This is a genomic window from Bacillus sp. FSL R5-0416 (genome assembly GCF_037975425.1).
GTDB classification, from domain to species: Bacteria; Bacillota; Bacilli; order Bacillales; family Bacillaceae; genus Bacillus; species Bacillus subtilis.
Genome location: NZ_CP150252.1, coordinates 1,434,705 through 1,450,870 on the forward strand (window position 1 = coordinate 1,434,705; position 16,166 = coordinate 1,450,870).

General features: G+C 42.7%; 19 protein-coding genes and 2 riboswitches. Of the genes, 13 read left to right on the top strand and 6 right to left on the bottom strand.

Annotation, left to right across the window (positions count from 1 at the left end; all coding sequences use genetic code 11):
- Positions 1-70: 70 nt before the first annotated feature.
- Both NYE20_RS07690 and NYE20_RS07695 read left to right on the top strand, forming a co-directional pair.
- Positions 71-226, top strand: a complete 156-nt coding sequence (locus NYE20_RS07690; protein WP_003232510.1) for a hypothetical protein — start codon at positions 71-73, stop codon at positions 224-226.
- A gap of 2 nt (positions 227-228) precedes the next feature.
- Positions 229-411, top strand: coding sequence for a hypothetical protein (locus tag NYE20_RS07695; protein WP_015715779.1), 183 nt, complete (start codon positions 229-231; stop codon positions 409-411).
- 41 nt (positions 412-452) lie between these two features.
- Here the strand turns inward: NYE20_RS07695 and NYE20_RS07700 are convergent, their stop codons facing one another.
- Positions 453-1,475: an acyltransferase family protein gene (locus tag NYE20_RS07700; protein ID WP_003245573.1), complete on the bottom strand. Its 1,023-nt coding sequence runs from the start codon at positions 1,473-1,475 to the stop codon at positions 453-455.
- Positions 1,476-1,727: 252 nt separating this feature from the next.
- Here NYE20_RS07700 and kinE point away from each other — a divergent pair, with 252 nt between their 5' ends.
- The 3 genes from kinE (at position 1,728) to NYE20_RS07715 (ending at position 4,653) form a co-directional block, all read left to right on the top strand.
- Positions 1,728-3,944, top strand: coding sequence for a sporulation two-component system sensor histidine kinase KinE (gene kinE, locus NYE20_RS07705; protein ID WP_003232504.1), 2,217 nt, complete (start codon positions 1,728-1,730; stop codon positions 3,942-3,944).
- Positions 3,941-4,438 (top strand): methylated-DNA--protein-cysteine methyltransferase, encoded by a 498-nt coding sequence (gene ogt / locus NYE20_RS07710; RefSeq protein WP_038829016.1) that lies wholly within the window; start codon positions 3,941-3,943, stop codon positions 4,436-4,438. Before kinE ends, ogt begins: the two co-directional genes overlap by 4 nt.
- A gap of 89 nt (positions 4,439-4,527) precedes the next feature.
- Positions 4,528-4,653 (top strand): hypothetical protein, encoded by a 126-nt coding sequence (locus NYE20_RS07715; RefSeq protein ID WP_003232500.1) that lies wholly within the window; start codon positions 4,528-4,530, stop codon positions 4,651-4,653.
- A 33-nt stretch (positions 4,654-4,686) separates the two neighbouring features.
- On the opposite strand, the gene mtnA is transcribed toward NYE20_RS07715, so the two are convergent.
- The 3 genes from mtnA to NYE20_RS07730 form a co-directional block, all read right to left on the bottom strand.
- On the bottom strand, positions 4,687-5,748 hold the full coding sequence (mtnA, locus tag NYE20_RS07720) for an S-methyl-5-thioribose-1-phosphate isomerase (protein WP_161621537.1): 1,062 nt from the start codon (positions 5,746-5,748) through the stop codon (positions 4,687-4,689).
- A gap of 7 nt (positions 5,749-5,755) precedes the next feature.
- Positions 5,756-6,949, bottom strand: a complete 1,194-nt coding sequence (mtnK, locus tag NYE20_RS07725; protein WP_161621538.1) for an S-methyl-5-thioribose kinase — start codon at positions 6,947-6,949, stop codon at positions 5,756-5,758.
- A gap of 92 nt (positions 6,950-7,041) precedes the next feature.
- Positions 7,042-7,198: riboswitch (SAM riboswitch) on the bottom strand.
- Positions 7,199-7,281: 83 nt separating this feature from the next.
- A complete protein-coding gene (locus NYE20_RS07730; RefSeq protein ID WP_038829015.1) occupies positions 7,282-8,061 on the bottom strand; it encodes a carbon-nitrogen family hydrolase in 780 nt (259 codons plus the stop codon).
- Positions 8,062-8,155: 94 nt separating this feature from the next.
- Here NYE20_RS07730 and mtnE point away from each other — a divergent pair, with 94 nt between their 5' ends.
- The 5 genes from mtnE to mtnD all read left to right on the top strand — a co-directional run bounded on the left by mtnE (position 8,156) and on the right by mtnD (position 12,635).
- Positions 8,156-9,352, top strand: a complete 1,197-nt coding sequence (gene mtnE / locus NYE20_RS07735) for a methionine-glutamine aminotransferase (protein WP_003244774.1) — start codon at positions 8,156-8,158, stop codon at positions 9,350-9,352.
- 38 nt (positions 9,353-9,390) lie between these two features.
- Positions 9,391-9,491, top strand: a riboswitch (SAM riboswitch).
- A gap of 84 nt (positions 9,492-9,575) precedes the next feature.
- A complete protein-coding gene (gene mtnW / locus NYE20_RS07740; RefSeq protein WP_161621539.1) occupies positions 9,576-10,793 on the top strand; it encodes a 2,3-diketo-5-methylthiopentyl-1-phosphate enolase in 1,218 nt (405 codons plus the stop codon).
- On the top strand, positions 10,790-11,497 hold the full coding sequence (gene mtnX / locus NYE20_RS07745) for a 2-hydroxy-3-keto-5-methylthiopentenyl-1-phosphate phosphatase (protein WP_003232486.1): 708 nt from the start codon (positions 10,790-10,792) through the stop codon (positions 11,495-11,497). Before mtnW ends, mtnX begins: the two co-directional genes overlap by 4 nt.
- Positions 11,455-12,084, top strand: coding sequence for a methylthioribulose 1-phosphate dehydratase (locus NYE20_RS07750; RefSeq protein WP_003232485.1), 630 nt, complete (start codon positions 11,455-11,457; stop codon positions 12,082-12,084). The genes mtnX and NYE20_RS07750 overlap by 43 nt, the downstream gene beginning before the upstream one ends.
- A 14-nt stretch (positions 12,085-12,098) precedes the next feature.
- Complete coding sequence (gene mtnD / locus NYE20_RS07755) at positions 12,099-12,635, top strand: acireductone dioxygenase (RefSeq protein WP_003232483.1); 537 nt, start codon at positions 12,099-12,101, stop codon at positions 12,633-12,635.
- A 40-nt stretch (positions 12,636-12,675) separates the two neighbouring features.
- Here the strand turns inward: mtnD and NYE20_RS07760 are convergent, their stop codons facing one another.
- Positions 12,676-12,996: a YkvA family protein gene (locus tag NYE20_RS07760; RefSeq protein ID WP_032721424.1), complete on the bottom strand. Its 321-nt coding sequence runs from the start codon at positions 12,994-12,996 to the stop codon at positions 12,676-12,678.
- 202 nt (positions 12,997-13,198) lie between these two features.
- Here NYE20_RS07760 and spo0E point away from each other — a divergent pair, with 202 nt between their 5' ends.
- Both spo0E and NYE20_RS07770 read left to right on the top strand, forming a co-directional pair.
- Entirely contained in the window at positions 13,199-13,456 is a 258-nt protein-coding gene (spo0E, locus tag NYE20_RS07765; RefSeq protein WP_003218598.1) for an aspartyl-phosphate phosphatase Spo0E, read from the top strand.
- Between the two features lie 85 nt (positions 13,457-13,541).
- On the top strand, positions 13,542-13,973 hold the full coding sequence (locus NYE20_RS07770; RefSeq protein ID WP_161621540.1) for a hypothetical protein: 432 nt from the start codon (positions 13,542-13,544) through the stop codon (positions 13,971-13,973).
- A 27-nt stretch (positions 13,974-14,000) separates the two neighbouring features.
- Here the strand turns inward: NYE20_RS07770 and kinD are convergent, their stop codons facing one another.
- On the bottom strand, positions 14,001-15,521 hold the full coding sequence (kinD, locus tag NYE20_RS07775; protein ID WP_015252216.1) for a sporulation kinase KinD: 1,521 nt from the start codon (positions 15,519-15,521) through the stop codon (positions 14,001-14,003).
- A 192-nt stretch (positions 15,522-15,713) separates the two neighbouring features.
- Between kinD and mhqR the strand changes: the two genes are divergently transcribed.
- Positions 15,714-16,151, top strand: coding sequence for a MarR family transcriptional regulator MhqR (gene mhqR, locus NYE20_RS07780; RefSeq protein ID WP_049139814.1), 438 nt, complete (start codon positions 15,714-15,716; stop codon positions 16,149-16,151).
- Positions 16,152-16,166: the final 15 nt, after the last annotated feature.

Genomic DNA, 16,166 nt, shown 5'->3' on the forward strand with positions numbered 1-16,166 from the left:
CCTAACTTCGACAGGTGCAATTTACGCTCCTGCATCTTAAAATGTCTGAAAACTGGCGAGGAGGATTCGTATGAAGCGTAAAGCTGAAGTGAATGAAGCCATTAAAAATAACAATACACCTACCGAGAGCATGGACCCCAATTCATATAAGACACAATATCATGACGACCCCAATTTTAGAGGGGCAAACCGCAATTCCAAACAGGGCCAGCAGGGAGGCATGTAGTTGTGAAGAAAAACCGTCATAGCAGAGACATGCAAAATCATAAAAAGCCTATGAATAAAAAGGTGCTGGAGGAAGAGTTCTCAAGTGAACTTGGGGATTACAATGCCGGGAAGATCATCGAAACGCTGGAAGTCACCAAGCCTGAAAAGAAAAAAGAAAAAAACAAAAATAAAAAACAAAAATAAAAAAGACCTCTTAGGCGGCGTCCGCTTAAGAGGTGCTTTTTCTATTTTAAATAAGCATTTTTGCCCGTTCCTCTGACAAATTGCAATAAGCTGGTCATCCTCAGCTCAATGAAGGGCTGAGCGACTGTCTTAACAAAGTTGCTGGAGAGGACTGATGTCAGGGCTGCTGTTAAAAGCAAGAGGATCACTAAGCTTTGATAGTCAGTAAGCCAATCCTCAAGCCCGACCTGCCGTAATGTTTTAATAATAAACCCGTGAAGCAGATACACGTAAAATGTCCGGGTCCCCCATTTGGTAAAGAAATACCTTTTTTGCGGAACAAGCGCTAAAAAGCTGAAGGTTGCCCCAAAGGCGAGTACATACCAGCCGATTCGGGATAGTCCGCTTACCAGGGTAACGTCTCCAAATGAAGAATACGGTTTTGAACCAAACAGAAAAGAATAGTCAAAATCGATACCCCAGCAGATGACGAATACTGCGGCAAGCACTCCGAGCGCAATTTGTTTGCCGCGTTTTGATCTCAATAAATCAAAATGATGTTTATTTAAATAAAAACCGACAAGGAACATCGGTAAGAATACGAATGTCCGTGACAAGCTCAGCGTGCTGCTGACAAAGTCCAGATAACCGATCAGCACGGCGATTCCGCAGCTGACAAACAGCGCCCACTGTTTTGAAAGCTTTGAAAAAGGATATAGGAGCAGGTTCCAAAAGAATAAGCTTACAAGAAACCATAACGACCATTGCGGATCAATCGGGTTCACATTTGCCATGCTTTCATCTTGCATAATGTAATAAAAGACGGAATAAATGATTTGGAAAATCAAATACGGAATAATCAGCTTGACCGCCAGCTTTTTTACATATCCCGCCCGTTTAAAGCCTTTCGCGAAATAACCGGATACAAGAATAAATGCAGGCATATGGAATGTGTAAATGAACTTGTAGAGGTAGAGCATAAAATGATTATCATTAATAAAGGAACGAAGGATATGACCGAATACAACAAGGAATATTAATAAAAATTTTGCGTTATCGAAATAACTGTCCCGCGATTTACTCATAGCATCACCTTCTCTTTCATCAATCACTAAGAGATTATTCCCTGCTGGTACATATTTTAAAATAAAAGATGAAAAAGGAATCTAAAAAAATGCTGATTGTTAGGTCGATGTAAAGTGACGGTAAGGATCGTAGAAAATGTCTTCGTAATGTAATGGCGCTGAAATTTTCTGAAATTTATAGGGCAAATGAAGGAAGTTCCCGCATTTTGTAGAAATATTGAGGGATAGGTTTTGAAGAAGGAGTGTACATGCATGGAAACTCTTGGTGTCCAGACAAACTCGGAGCTGCGAGAGGAACTGAATCGCCTCAAAGAAGAAAACGCGCGACTGAAAAAGGAATTGAATCAGCATCAAGTGATTGTCAACAATACGCTCGATGCTATTTTTATTTGTGATAACGAAATGCGGATTGTTCAGGCAAATGAAGCAACAGAAAGGATGCTTCAAGTTGACTCGGAAGATTTGAAAAAGCGTTCTGTTTTGGATTTTTTGTTTTCCATTCCAAAGGATGAACTGAATCTTTCCGTAAAGAAGTTTTTTAAAAAAGGCTTTCTGTGGAAGGAGGTTCCGATCAGGCTTGATTGCGGGGCAACAAAATACATAGAGTTTCTGGCCAAAAGAGGTATTGGTGAGGATTTCTTTTTTGTTGTCATGAGGGACATATCTTCTAAGAAGATTCTGGAGCGGGAATTCTCTATGAATGAACAGCTTTTTAAGGACTTGTTTGACAGAGCAGTTGACGGAATCGTCCTGTTTGATAAAGATGGCGGTTTTATTGATGCCAATTTGTCCTTTTGTAAAAGCTTTGAAATCAATCATAATGAGCTGTCTCATTTATCTTTGTATGAGTTCATAGACAGCGGCTCACGAAAAGATTTCGACAATATCTGGAAGGCGCTCAACCGCAAGGGAAAAGCGAAGGGGGAGCTGCCTGTCAAGCTTCGTTCAGGAGTTCAAAAACTATTTGAATTCACGATTACATCAAACATCATCAGCGGTTTTTATATGTCCATTATGAGGGATATCACAGAGAAGCGGTCTATGGAGCTGCAGCTCTTTAAAAGTGAGGAGCGCTTCAGAGAAATCTTTGAAAATGCAATGGACGCCATCATCATCTGGTCGAATGACGGAAGAATCGTAAAAGCGAATCAATCTGCCTGTAAAATTTTTGAGCTGCCGATGAATTTGCTGTTGAAAAGAAAGCTGTGTGATTTTCTCGTTGACTCGCAGCAGAAATACAGCATAACGAAGAGGAAATACGCAAAATACGGAGAGATCAGAGAAGAGCTGCTGTTTCAAATGGGGAACGGCCAATTCAAAGAGCTTGAATTTACTTCAAAACGGACAATCCTTGAAAATCAGCATTTGACGATCTTAAGAAATGTAAGCGACAGAAAGCGAATGGAAAAGGAGCTTCGGGAAAGCGAGCTGAAATTCAGAAAAGTGTTCAACGGCTCAATGGACGGCAATGTATTGTTCGACAATCAATACAGGATCATCGACGCCAACCCGTTAGCAAGCCATATTTTGGGCCTGTCACATGAAGAGATCAAACAGCACAGCCTGTTAGATATTATTTCTGCTTATGAAATAGAAAATCTGGCATCACCGGCAAGGCAGATTAATTTTGATGAAATGGACAACGAAATTCCATTTTTGCTGAGCAGCGGTGATAACAGAAAACTCGAATTCTCATTTAAACGGAATATTATTCAAAATATGAACTTGGCTATCTTTAAAGACGTAACAGAGCGAAAAGAATTGGAGGAGCGCCTGCGCAAATCAGATACCCTTCATGTTGTCGGCGAACTCGCAGCAGGCATTGCTCATGAAATCAGAAATCCGATGACTGCTCTTAAAGGCTTCATTCAGCTTCTGAAAGGGAGTGTCGAGGGAGACTACGCCCTTTACTTCAACGTGATCACCTCAGAACTAAAGCGCATCGAATCCATCATCACCGAATTCTTGATTTTAGCCAAGCCCCAGGCCATTATGTATGAGGAAAAACATGTTACCCAAATTATGAGGGACACGATAGACCTTCTAAATGCGCAAGCCAATCTCAGCAATGTACAAATGCAACTTGATTTAATTGACGACATTCCCCCGATTTACTGTGAACCGAATCAGCTGAAACAGGTTTTTATCAATATATTAAAAAACGCCATCGAAGTGATGCCTGACGGCGGAAATATTTTTGTAACGATAAAGGCATTGGATCAAGATCATGTTCTAATCTCCTTAAAAGACGAGGGAATCGGAATGACAGAAGATAAATTAAAGCGACTTGGTGAACCGTTTTATACGACAAAGGAACGGGGAACTGGACTTGGGCTTATGGTAAGCTATAAAATTATTGAAGAACATCAAGGCGAGATTATGGTAGAAAGTGAAGAAGGGAAGGGCACCGTTTTCCATATTACGCTTCCTGTCAGACAGAATGCTGAAGAAAGAAGGAATGATGAATGAACTACTATACGACAGCCGAAACGCCGCTCGGTGAACTTATCATTGCCGAAGAGGAGGACCGGATCACTCGTCTATTTCTCAGTCAGGAAGATTGGATGGATTGGAAAGAAACGGTTCAGAATACTGAGCACATGGAAACACCTAATCTTGCAGAAGCGAAACAACAGCTTCAAGAATATTTTGCAGGCGAAAGGAAGACATTCACCCTGCCGCTCAGCCAAAAGGGCACTCCTTTTCAGCAAAAAGTGTGGCAAGCGCTGGAGAGGATTCCATATGGTGAATCCCGAAGCTATGCGGATATTGCCGCTGCGGTCGGCAGTCCGAAAGCGGTGCGCGCTGTCGGGCAAGCTAATAAACGTAACGACCTGCCGATTTTTGTTCCGTGCCACAGAGTGATCGGCAAAAACAGTGCGTTAACAGGATACGCCGGAAGCAAAACGGAGATCAAAGCATTTTTGCTAAACATCGAGCGAATCTCCTATAAAGAAAAATAAAACATATGGCACGTTCCCTTTTTTCACGGCCGACATATCATTTTATTAAGTTAAAAAAGTTGGTCTGATGAAAAAGGAGGACAAAGCAATTGAAGCCGAGCCGCTCTGAGAAACTTGCCGTTTTTGCCGAACTGTTTGTGAAACTGCATATCTTATCAAGCGCTCAAAAAGATGAAATCATCAATGTTAACAAAAAGAAACAAAAAAACCGCTGACTCGGCTCCAAATGAGCAAAGTCCAGCGGTTTTTTAATGCACCTTTTCTCCTCTAAACAGCTCTTCAATCTCTTCTTCATAGTTTCCGGTCATAATCCCTTTTTCTGTGATGATTCCTGAAATGAGATCATGAGGTGTAATGTCGAAAGCGGGATTAAAGACAGGCACATTGGATGGAGCGGTCCGAACTCCGGAAATCTGCCTGACTTCCTCGGGATCTCGTTCCTCTATCGGGATATCAGCGCCGCATTTGACCTTTGTATCAAATGTAGATAAAGGTGCGGCGACAAAAAACGGAATGTCAAAGGCGTTTGCTAAAATAGCAAGACCGTATGTGCCGATTTTATTTGCCGTATCACCGTTCTTTGCAATTCGGTCGGCTCCGACGATAACAGCGGAAATTTGTTTTTCCTTCATCGTATGGGCGGCCATGCTGTCTGTGATCAGAGTGACATCAATGCCCCCCTGCATCAGCTCCCAAGCAGTAAGGCGTGAACCTTGCAGGACAGGCCTTGTTTCACAGGCATAAATGTGTAATCCCAAATCTTTTTGTTTGGCCAAGTAAAACGGAGCTAGCGCCGTTCCATAGCGGCTTGTCGCGATTGAGCCGGCATTGCAGATTGTCATAATCCTGTCGCCTTTTTTGAAAAGCTGCAGGGCGTTTTGGCCGATCAACCGGCACGTTTCCTCATCCTCGACCTGAATCTGAATGGCTTCATGGACAAGGTTTGTTTTTGCTTCATTTACGGAAATCGCGTTTTCGACCGAATGACTCAGTCTCTCAAGCGCCCATGACAAATTAATGGCGGTAGGCCGTGAGCTGTTTAAATATTGTTTGATGTCTTCCAGTCTGCGGCGGAATTCCGTGACATTATCTGTTTCAATGTTTTTGGCAGCAAGCGCTAGTCCGAAGGCAGCCGTAATGCCGATCGCCGGAGCGCCCCTTACTTTGAGCGTGACAATCGCATCAAATACATCCTCTTTCGTCGTCAGCTCCAAATATTCCGTCTCATCAGGAAGCTTTTGCTGATTTAAAATGGTAATAGCTGTTTCTTTCCATTCAACAGAACGTGGAACAGCAAATGAATGGGTCATGAATAGATCATTCCTTTACAAGTAACTTAAATAATTCAATAACATCTGTTATCGTTTTGAATTCCGAACGTTTTTCGATAAAGGCTGTGCCGGTTTCGAGCGCCAAGCGTTTTCTGCCGATTCGTTTATCAAACGGCACGATCGTATCCAGGTCAGCTACATGGGCAAGGCCGATCGTGCGTCGTATCAGCTCACAGCCCGCAAATCCGATTGCTTCTTCAAAAATATGGCTGAGCGTATCAGTGAGGTAACCGTCGATGTTGGCGTAAACATCCAGACTGTCCTTCCGCCAGGCTTCACTAAACGTCTTTTCAAACGTTTCCCAGACCTGGTTGACATGTTCATATAACGGCTCTCTGTCAGCCCCGTCACGGCTGAGTGCGTTCAAAAATAAGTTGGCGATAAATTGCCCTACATCAAAGCCGATCGGTCCGTAAAAAGCAAACTCAGGATCAATCACCTTTGTTTCGTGCTCACTTGCGAAAATGCTTCCTGTATGCAAATCACCATGAATCAACGTTTCTGCAGACGTTAAAAATGACTTTTTCAGCTTAGCGGCTTCGATTTTAACGCTGTCATTATTCCAAAGCTTTTCGACAAAAGGACGAAGCTCTTCTTCAAAATCATTTGTGTCATGGTCGAAGAAAGGATCTGTAAAAACAAGTCTTTCCGTAATGTCGCATAGCTCTGGATTTGTAAACTGTTTAACAAGCTGTTTTTTCACCTTAGGTTCAAGCGCGTAATCTGATGAGTAGAAAAGTGTTTTTCCTAAAAATTCACCGATGTGCTGCGACAGATGAGGATAGTTTTCACCCTCAATGAGTCCTTTTCTTGCGATCTTGAGGTGAGAGAGATCCTCCATGACGGTAACCGCCATTTCCGTATCAGAATAAAACACTCTTGGAACCAGGTGAGGCACATGCTCGCCCTGACGGATGAGAGCGCTGCTTTCGATTCTTGCACGGTCGATTGTCAGCGGCCAGCTTTCTCCCACCACTTTTGCATACGGAACCGCCTGTTTAATGATCAATGCTCTGTCATGTTCTTGATCATAAATATGAAAAACGTAATTTAAGTTGCCGTCTCCGATCTCCTGGCATGTCAGCGTGCTTTTGCTTGGAAAAAGGCCAAGCTTCACCGCCAACGCCACAGCGGAGCTTTCATTTAACGTTTCGTATAAAGGTGTTTTTGTGACTCCCATCATCATAACCTCCAATTATGTAATCACTTAATATGTAGCCGTAAAAAAGCCTCCTTCTCAGAGAGAAGGAGGCTTAACATCTATGTCCGCCTCTCTTATCTCTCAGATCAGATCTGAATGGAATTAGCACCGTGCCTTAAGAGACCAGCGTCTCGGCGCGAAAAAGATGCGCCCCATTTCACAATGGAATTACGGTCGGTTGCTGTTGGGGTCAAAAGGCCAAATCCCTCGCCCAACTCTCGATAAGAGAATATATTCACTTGTTTGACAATTCTAATTTATCAGTTGATGAACATGGTAACAGGTAATTTAGTTAGTTGTCAATATATTTTTTAATATAAATCTTTTCTGATATCATCGAAAACAGGAATGCTCTCCCGAACTTCTGCGCTTTCTTGAAGGTCGATTTCCGCTCGGACTATGCCTTCTTCCCGACCGCCTTCAGCAAGTACACGCCCCCATGGATCAATAATCAGGCTATGTCCTGCAAATTCATTATCCGGATTTGAACCGGTACAATTGCAGGCTGCGACAAAGCATTGATTTTCAATGGCCCGCGCAATAAGCAGGCTTTTCCAATGATCAAGGCGGGGAAGAGGCCATTCCGCAGAAATAAACAGCACGTTGGCGCCTTTTGTCGTATGTTTTCTGATCCATTCCGGAAAACGGATATCGTAACAGATCAATCCTGAGCTTTTGACGCCGTCAAGCTCAAAGTATCCGTCTTCGGAACCGGCTGATAAATACAGATGCTCATCCATCAGCTGAAAAAGATGGGCTTTTCTGTACTCTTTAATGATTTGCCCTTCCTTATCCGCGATGTACATTGTATTATAAACATCAGAATTCTTCCTGACAGCGACCGACCCGGCGACAATATGAACACCATGTTTTTTTGCCGTTTTCTTCAGCCAGCTCTGAGCGGAGCGGCCGTCTTCGTCAGCGAGTTCATCAAGATTGGCCAGATCATATCCGGTCGTCCATAATTCAGGCAGAACAAGAACATCAGCATGTTTGCTTTCTTTTCCGATGAAAAATTCAGCCTTTTTTATATTTTCCGAAGGTTTGCCGTATGAAATATCAAATTGAAGACAAGATATCGTCCATTTCATCTTTTTAACACCCCAAATTTTTCTTTACTTTTTTCATTTAACCATATATGATGATGGACTATCATTTCAAGATTTTTTTAGAAGGTGAGAATAGATGAAATTTGAACAGTCTCATGTATTGAAGGAATTGCCTAAACAATTCTTCGCTTCTCTGGTGCAGAAAGTGAACCGAAAGCTCGCAGAAGGACATGACGTTATCAATCTAGGACAGGGAAATCCAGATCAGCCGACTCCTGAGCATATTGTTGAGGAGATGAAACGAGCTGTCGCTGATCCTGAGAATCATAAATATTCGTCTTTTCGTGGCTCATACCGTCTGAAGTCAGCGGCTGCTGCATTTTACAAAAGAGAATACGGCATTGATCTGGATCCGGAAACTGAAGTCGCTGTATTATTCGGCGGAAAAGCCGGTTTAGTCGAGCTCCCGCAATGCTTGTTGAATCCCGGTGATACGATTTTAGTTCCCGATCCGGGTTATCCTGATTACTGGTCGGGTGTCACACTTGCAAAAGCAAAGATGGAAATGATGCCGCTCGTAAAGGACAGGGCGTTTCTCCCTGATTACAGCAGCATAACCGCTGAAATAAGGGAACAGGCGAAATTGATGTATTTGAATTATCCGAATAATCCGACTGGAGCTGTTGCTACTTCCGAGTTCTTTGAAGATACCGTGCGTTTTGCGGCTGAAAACGGAATCTGCGTCGTTCACGATTTTGCTTACGGCGCTGTCGGATTTGACGGCTGCAAGCCTTTAAGCTTTTTGCAGACTGAAGGTGCGAAGGATATCGGAATTGAAATTTACACGCTGTCAAAAACGTATAATATGGCAGGATGGCGGGTTGGCTTTGCCGTCGGAAACGCTTCGGTCATTGAAGCGATCAATCTTTATCAAGACCATATGTTTGTCAGTCTTTTCAGAGCGACTCAGGAGGCTGCAGCAGAGGCACTGTTAGCCGATCAGACGTGTGTGGCAGAGCAAAATGCCAGGTATGAGAGCAGGAGAAACGCTTGGATCACGGCATGCCGGGAAATCGGCTGGGATGTAACAGCTCCCGCAGGTTCTTTTTTTGCATGGCTGCCTGTGCCTGAAGGCTATACTTCTGAGCAGTTCTCAGATCTTTTGCTGGAAAAAGCGAATGTGGCAGTTGCGGCTGGAAACGGCTTCGGTGAATATGGCGAGGGCTACGTCAGAGTCGGACTTTTAACAAGTGAAGAAAGACTTAAGGAAGCCGCTTATCGAATTGGCAAACTGAACCTGTTTACCCAAAAAAGCATTGACAAGACCTTATAACGATGGGATAATTCAAAATAATTTATAAAATCTATATTTTCTTATCAAGAGCAGGCAGAGGGACGAGCCCGATGAAGCCCGGCAACCGACTTATAAAGCACGGTGCTAATTCTTGCAGCTAGCGGCTGAGAGATAAGATTCGGACGAGAAACGAAACCTCTTTAGACGCGATTGCAGTTTGAAGAGGTTTTTTGATATGGATGAAAATGAAAGGAGCTCTGGCATGAGTGAGTTATTAGCGACATATCTCCTGACCGAACCGGGAGCCGATACAGAGAAGAAAGCAGAACAAATCGCAACAGGATTGACAGTAGGCTCCTGGACTGATCTGCCCCTTGTAAAACAGGAGCAAATGCAAAAGCACAAGGGGCGGGTGATAAAAGTTGAGGAGAGAGAGGGAACTGCTGCATCAGAAAAACAAGCGGTCATCACAATTGCCTATCCTGAAATCAATTTCTCTCAGGATATTCCGGCTTTGCTGACAACAGTGTTTGGCAAGCTGTCCCTGGACGGAAAAATCAAATTAATCGATCTTCACTTCTCTGAAGCATTTAAGCGTGCACTGCCGGGACCGAAGTTTGGCGTATACGGCATCCGGAAGCTGCTGGGAGAGTTTGAGAGACCGCTGTTAATGAGCATATTTAAAGGCGTAATCGGAAGGGACCTGAGTGATATTAAAGAACAGCTCCGGCAGCAGGCGCTTGGCGGAGTTGACTTGATTAAAGACGATGAAATTTTCTTTGAGACTGGTCTAGCGCCTTTTGAAACAAGAATTGCAGAAGGAAAGCAAATATTGAAAGAAACGTATGAACAAACTGGACATAAAACGCTGTATGCGGTGAATTTGACCGGACGTACGGCTGATCTGAAAGACAAAGCGAGACGCGCCGCCGAGTTGGGAGCGGATGCGCTTTTGTTTAATGTCTTCGCTTACGGCTTGGACGTTATGCAAGGCTTTGCGGAAGATCCTGAAATCCCAGTTCCGATTATGGCGCATCCAGCAGTGAGCGGAGCGTTTACGTCTTCTCCGTTTTACGGTTTTTCTCACGCTCTTTTACTCGGAAAATTAAACCGATATTGCGGTGCTGACTTCAGCCTCTTTCCGTCTCCATATGGTTCGGTTGCGCTTCCAAGAGCAGATGCACTGGCGATTCATGAAGAATGTGTGAGAGAGGATGCTTTTAACCAAACATTTGCTGTTCCGTCAGCAGGCATTCATCCCGGCATGGTTCCGCTATTAATGCGTGATTTCGGCATAGACCACATTATTAACGCCGGAGGAGGCGTACATGGACATCCGAACGGTGCCCAAGGCGGGGGGCGAGCGTTCAGAGCCATTATTGATGCGGTCCTAGAGGCCCAGCCGATTGATGAAAAAGCCGAACAATGCAAGGATCTTAAGCTTGCGCTAGATAAATGGGGAAAGGTTGAAGCCGTATGACGACTCGAAAACCTTTTATTATTTGTGATTTTGACGGAACAATCACGATGAACGACAACATTATAAATATCATGAAAACATTTGCTCCCCCAGAGTGGGTGGCATTAAAAGACGGCGTACTTTCCAAAACGCTGTCGATCAAGGAAGGTGTCGGGCGGATGTTCGGCCTTCTGCCCAGCCGTTTAAAAGAAGAGATTACAAGTTTTGTATTGGAAGATGCAAAAATCAGGGAAGGCTTTCGGGAATTTGTAGCATTTATCAATGAGCACGAGATTCCGTTTTATGTCATAAGCGGTGGAATGGACTTTTTTGTATATCCTTTGCTTGAAGGCATTGTGGAGAAAGACCGCATTTATTGCAATCATGCTTCATTTGACAATGACTATATCCATATTGACTGGCCTCATTCCTGCAAGGGTACATGCAGCAATCAATGCGGGTGCTGTAAGCCGTCGGTCATCCATGAACTTTCTGAACCGAACCAATATATCATCATGATCGGTGATTCGGTTACAGATGTGGAGGCAGCAAAGCTGTCTGACCTATGCTTTGCAAGGGATTATTTATTAAACGAATGCCGGGAGCAAAACCTCAATCATCTTCCGTATCAAGATTTTTATGAGATCAGAAAGGAAATTGAGAATGTAAAGGAGGTACAGGAATGGCTGCAAAACAAGAACGCTGGCGAGAGCTCGCTGAAGTAAAACGGGAATTGGCAGAGAGAGATTGGTTTCCGGCTACTAGCGGTAATCTGTCAATTAAGGTTACAGATGAGCCTTTAACATTTCTCGTCACTGCAAGCGGAAAAGATAAACGCAAAGAGACGGTTGAAGATTTTCTGCTGGTCGATCAAAACGGAGAGCCTGCTGAAAGCGGGCATTCTCTGAAACCGTCAGCAGAAACGCTTTTGCATACACATTTGTACAATAAAACCAATGCCGGATGCTGCCTGCATGTCCATACGGTAAACAATAATGTGATTTCAGAGTTATACGGAGACCAAAAGAAAATCACATTCAAAGGCCAGGAAATTATAAAAGCACTCGGCTTGTGGGAAGAGAACGCAGAAGTGACCGTTCCGATTATAGAAAATCCGGCACATATCCCGACGCTTGCGGCACTGTTTGCGGAAGAGATTTCAGAAGATTCAGGAGCTGTTCTGATCCGAAATCATGGTATTACGGCTTGGGGGAAAACAGCATTTGAGGCAAAAAGAGTGCTTGAAGCGTATGAATTTTTGTTCAGCTACCATTTGAAATTGAAAACACTCCAGCATCAGCTGGTTAAATAAAAGGAGGAATTGAAATGGCTACAATTCGAATTCATGATGAGGCAAATACAACGATTGAAAATCAAGAGGAAGTGGCAAGCTTTCTGGACAGTCAAGAGGTTATTTATGAGCAATGGGATATCACGAAGCTTCCGGAACATCTCTCAGAGAAATATGACCTGACAGAAGAAGAAAAACAGCAAATTCTTGATACCTTCGAAACTGAAATTAAAGATATCTCAACCCGCCGCGGCTATAAAGCACAGGATGTTATTTCATTGTCAGACAGCAATCCGAAACTTGATGAACTGCTTGAAAACTTTAAAAGAGAGCATCACCATACAGACGATGAGGTTCGTTTTATTGTAAGCGGACACGGTATTTTTGTCATTCAAGGCAAGGACGGCACGTTTTTTGATGTCCGTTTAAACCCTGGAGATTTAATCTCCGTGCCTGAGAATATCCGCCATTACTTCACGCTTCAGGAGGACCGCAAAGTTGTCGCGGTGAGAATTTTTGTCACAACTGAAGGCTGGGTTCCTATTTATGAAAAAGACAGCGTGAATCAATAAGCATGAGATAGCCCCGTTCATCGAACGGGGCTTTTTATATTTATTGCAAACGCCACTTTTCATACTGTGACAGTTCTTTTTTAATCATTGTCCAAATCAAACCTAAAACAGCTGCATCGTCAATGAATCCAAGACCGAGGATGACGTCTGGAATGATATCGAGCGGCATGACGATATACAGGATTGCGGCAGTTAACAGCAAAAGTGTTTTAACCTGTGAACGAGGGTAGTCGCCATTTCGCCAATCGCGAAGCATCTGAAAAAAAGTAGTGATGTGCTGGATACATTTTTTTCGGTTTTTCCTCTTTAAAATCGCTTTTCCGCCTGCCGCTCCGAGCATTATTGCTTTCTTTTTCTTCATTGGGCATACCTCCTGCCTGGCGGCGTGTTTAAGATATTCTTCACCTGGGTATTGTTCTTCTAATCCTATCAATATATCTATTATACCTGAAAAATTAACTTATTTAATGAAAATATGTTTACAAATAAAGTATAATCTGTAATAATGCACAATAACCCAATCAAACTTGTTTCCTATTTCTTAGCGGCGAGGGGTGAAGTGAATGGGCGGTTCTTCTGAACAAGAAAGATTGTTGGTGTCTATTGATGAAAAAAGAAAGTTAATGATAGATGCCGCTAGAAAGCAGGGATTTACAGGGCATGACACGATCAGGCACAGTCAGGAGCTGGATTGTTTAATAAATGAATATCATCAGCTTATGCAAGAAAACGAACATTCCCAAGGGATTCAAGGCCTTGTAAAGAAATTAGGCTTGTGGCCCCGCAGAGATGTTATGCCAGCATATGATGCAAATAAATAGCGGCCTATCAGATGCATATATAAAGAGAGAGCTTTTCGGAAGCGCTCTTTTTTTCTGGAAAAAATTCATATGAAAGAGGGAACTAATGAAGGAACTGGTGATTCTCATTACCGAAATGGTCAATCAATTTCATGATGCTTTTATTTCCTTATGCGGAATATTTGGCATTCATTTAACTGACAAAGAAATGCATTTTTGGGTGATCGGCATTTTTGGCATATTCTTTTTCGGCGTCACTCACGCTGTGTTTACATGGCTTTCTAAATGGAGTATGACAGCCTTGTCCTTTATCTATACCGTTACAGTCATCATTGTCATCGTATTTGCGATTGAGATTCAGCAAAAGGTGACGGGGAGAGGGAATATGGAGTTTTTAGATGCCACGGAAGGTATAAAGGGTTTTTTAGTATTTTTTATGTTTTTTTTGCTTTTGAAAATGCTGTTGCGTTTCATCAAAATCCTTTTTTCTGGAAGACCAGCAAGCAAATCGAATGGCAATGCCCGATCACGAAGATAAAAAACCCTCCTGACATGGTCAGGGGGGCTATGATGCGGATACGGGGAGGGTGATCGTCACCTCTGTGCCTCTTCGCACTTCACTTTCAATATGAATAGAGCCTCCGTACATCAGCACGATCCGTTTACAAACAACAAGGCCGAGACCGGTTCCTTTTTCTTTAGAAGTAACAAAGGGAAGGAAGATGTGATCCAGCATTTCCTGAGAAATCCCTTCACCGTTATCCACAACTTTGATTATGGCTTTTTTATCTAAAGCTCCTAGGGAGATCGTCAGTTTGCCTCCTTCAGGCATTGACTCGAGGCCATTTTTTGCTACATTTAAAATCACTTGTTTAATATGATCTTTTGTACATTTTACGAGTAAGGGCTGCTCGGTTAAATACTGTAATTCGACTTCAACATTGTATAGATTGCCCTCAGAATAAATGATCGGCATAATTTCTCCGATAATGTCCTGAAGTGAGTTCAGCTCCCATTTTTCAGCTGTCGGCTTGCCGAGAACGAGAAACTCACTCACTATTTGATTGATGCGTTTGATCTCCTGTTCGATAATGGAGAAGTAAAGCTGATCTTCCTCACCTTTATATTTCTTTTGCAACAGCTGAATAAAGCCGCTTATCCCGGTGAGGGGGTTACGGATTTCATGGGCTGTGCTGGCAGCAAGCGTCCCGATCAGCTCTAATTTTTGCGCCTCGTTTTCTGAGCGCTCCAGCTGGGTCTGCCGCTTCAGCAAATAATACAGCACGAGAATAAAAAGGATATTCAGCAGAACAATAATACATGAAAGCGGAAGCACAAGGCTTTTCGACAGTTCTTCTATTGTGACCGGGTTCGGATAGACTTTCATATTCCAGCTGATATCATCCAGATATCCGCTGACAGGTTTCTGATCCTCTGCATGAGAGGCTTGTCCGCTCGCAAAAATCATTTTCCCGTCTTGGTTCACAACTTCAATATAAACATCAGGGCTCAGCAAGTTAATGAGATTTTTCAAATAATCAATTTGAATAGCTGCGACAAGATAATCTGTCACATTTCGTTTTGAGTCCAAAACAGGCACACAAATTGTGAAAATTGGCTGACCAGTAATTCTGCTCGAATAACTATCTGAAATGACTGTCTTTTTAGTTTCCTTTGCTTTTGTAAAAAAAGATCTGTCGGCCAGGTTTACTTTCGTTTTTAATTCGGTTGTGCTTGCGGTGACGTCTCCTTTGGCATTGAGAAAATAGAGACCGGAAAATCTCGGCTCTGAATCAAAGGTCTTTTCCAAAATTGACTGCATTTTCTTTATATCAACCGGTCTGTCGATGGCGATGGACAAGGAGGTCATTCTCGCCATTGTTTCTCCGATTAAATAATTGATTTTGTTGCGGTGAAGGTTTAGCAGGACACTTGCTTCTTGTTTATGTTCTGCAGCTATTGTATCTTTTTCTTTTTCATATACGAAAAAGCTGATGACGATTGCCGGAATCACGACCAGTATGATATAAAGTTTGACTCTCCCGCAGGCGCCTTTTAGTATTTTCAATTTGCATCGCTCCAACATACACCTGATTAGAGGTATTATATCATTGTTTCTTCTTCTTTAATAAGAAAAAATAACCAAAAAAATTAGAAAAAGGTGTTGGCAAGCTTACATTTTAAAAAAGAAGAGAAATATTGGAAAGATTTTTATTGACATTTTGGTCTTTGTTTATTAATGTTTCTCTGTAACGGTTTCTAAAAGGATGATTGAGACATGACAGAAAAATCACTGAAGTTATTTATCGTGCTGTCGCGCGCGTATCGGTCTATTAACGATCATATGAATAAGCATATTCATAAGCATGGGCTGAATCCGACTGAATTTGCTGTGCTAGAGCTTTTGTACCATAAAGGCGATCAGCCGCTGCAGCAGATAGGAGATAAAATTCTCTTGGCTAGCGGGAGCATCACATACGTTGTAGATAAGCTGGAGCAAAAAGAACTTCTCATTCGGAAAGCGTCTCCTACAGACAGACGAGTGACATTTGCGCAAATTACTGAAAAAGGCATCGGTCTTTTGAACGATATTTTCCCTGATCACGCTGCTGAAATTAATGAAATGATCAGCGTATTAAGCGAAGAAGAGGTAGAGATGTGCACCGAAATGTTAAAAAGAGTAGGATTAAACGCAAAACAGTTTCATAATAAGTAAAAAAAGGAAGCCTGA

What these genes read in the sequence shown, in the direction of transcription:
- NYE20_RS07730 (WP_038829015.1), bottom strand. Translation starts at nt 8,061, where the DNA reads ATGAAATGGACGATATCTTGTCTTCAATTTGATATTTCATACGGCAAA.
- mhqR (WP_049139814.1), top strand. Translation starts at nt 15,714, where the DNA reads ATGACAGAAAAATCACTGAAGTTATTTATCGTGCTGTCGCGCGCGTAT.
- mtnE (WP_003244774.1), top strand. Translation starts at nt 8,156, where the DNA reads ATGAAATTTGAACAGTCTCATGTATTGAAGGAATTGCCTAAACAATTC.
- kinD (WP_015252216.1), bottom strand. Translation starts at nt 15,521, where the DNA reads ATGTTGGAGCGATGCAAATTGAAAATACTAAAAGGCGCCTGCGGGAGA.
- mtnA (WP_161621537.1), bottom strand. Translation starts at nt 5,748, where the DNA reads ATGACCCATTCATTTGCTGTTCCACGTTCTGTTGAATGGAAAGAAACA.
- NYE20_RS07770 (WP_161621540.1), top strand. Translation starts at nt 13,542, where the DNA reads ATGAAGGAACTGGTGATTCTCATTACCGAAATGGTCAATCAATTTCAT.
- ogt (WP_038829016.1), top strand. Translation starts at nt 3,941, where the DNA reads ATGAACTACTATACGACAGCCGAAACGCCGCTCGGTGAACTTATCATT.
- mtnK (WP_161621538.1), bottom strand. Translation starts at nt 6,949, where the DNA reads ATGGGAGTCACAAAAACACCTTTATACGAAACGTTAAATGAAAGCTCC.
- mtnX (WP_003232486.1), top strand. Translation starts at nt 10,790, where the DNA reads ATGACGACTCGAAAACCTTTTATTATTTGTGATTTTGACGGAACAATC.
- NYE20_RS07750 (WP_003232485.1), top strand. Translation starts at nt 11,455, where the DNA reads ATGGCTGCAAAACAAGAACGCTGGCGAGAGCTCGCTGAAGTAAAACGG.
- NYE20_RS07690 (WP_003232510.1), top strand. Translation starts at nt 71, where the DNA reads ATGAAGCGTAAAGCTGAAGTGAATGAAGCCATTAAAAATAACAATACA.
- mtnD (WP_003232483.1), top strand. Translation starts at nt 12,099, where the DNA reads ATGGCTACAATTCGAATTCATGATGAGGCAAATACAACGATTGAAAAT.
- NYE20_RS07700 (WP_003245573.1), bottom strand. Translation starts at nt 1,475, where the DNA reads ATGAGTAAATCGCGGGACAGTTATTTCGATAACGCAAAATTTTTATTA.
- kinE (WP_003232504.1), top strand. Translation starts at nt 1,728, where the DNA reads ATGGAAACTCTTGGTGTCCAGACAAACTCGGAGCTGCGAGAGGAACTG.
- spo0E (WP_003218598.1), top strand. Translation starts at nt 13,199, where the DNA reads ATGGGCGGTTCTTCTGAACAAGAAAGATTGTTGGTGTCTATTGATGAA.
- NYE20_RS07760 (WP_032721424.1), bottom strand. Translation starts at nt 12,996, where the DNA reads ATGAAGAAAAAGAAAGCAATAATGCTCGGAGCGGCAGGCGGAAAAGCG.
- mtnW (WP_161621539.1), top strand. Translation starts at nt 9,576, where the DNA reads ATGAGTGAGTTATTAGCGACATATCTCCTGACCGAACCGGGAGCCGAT.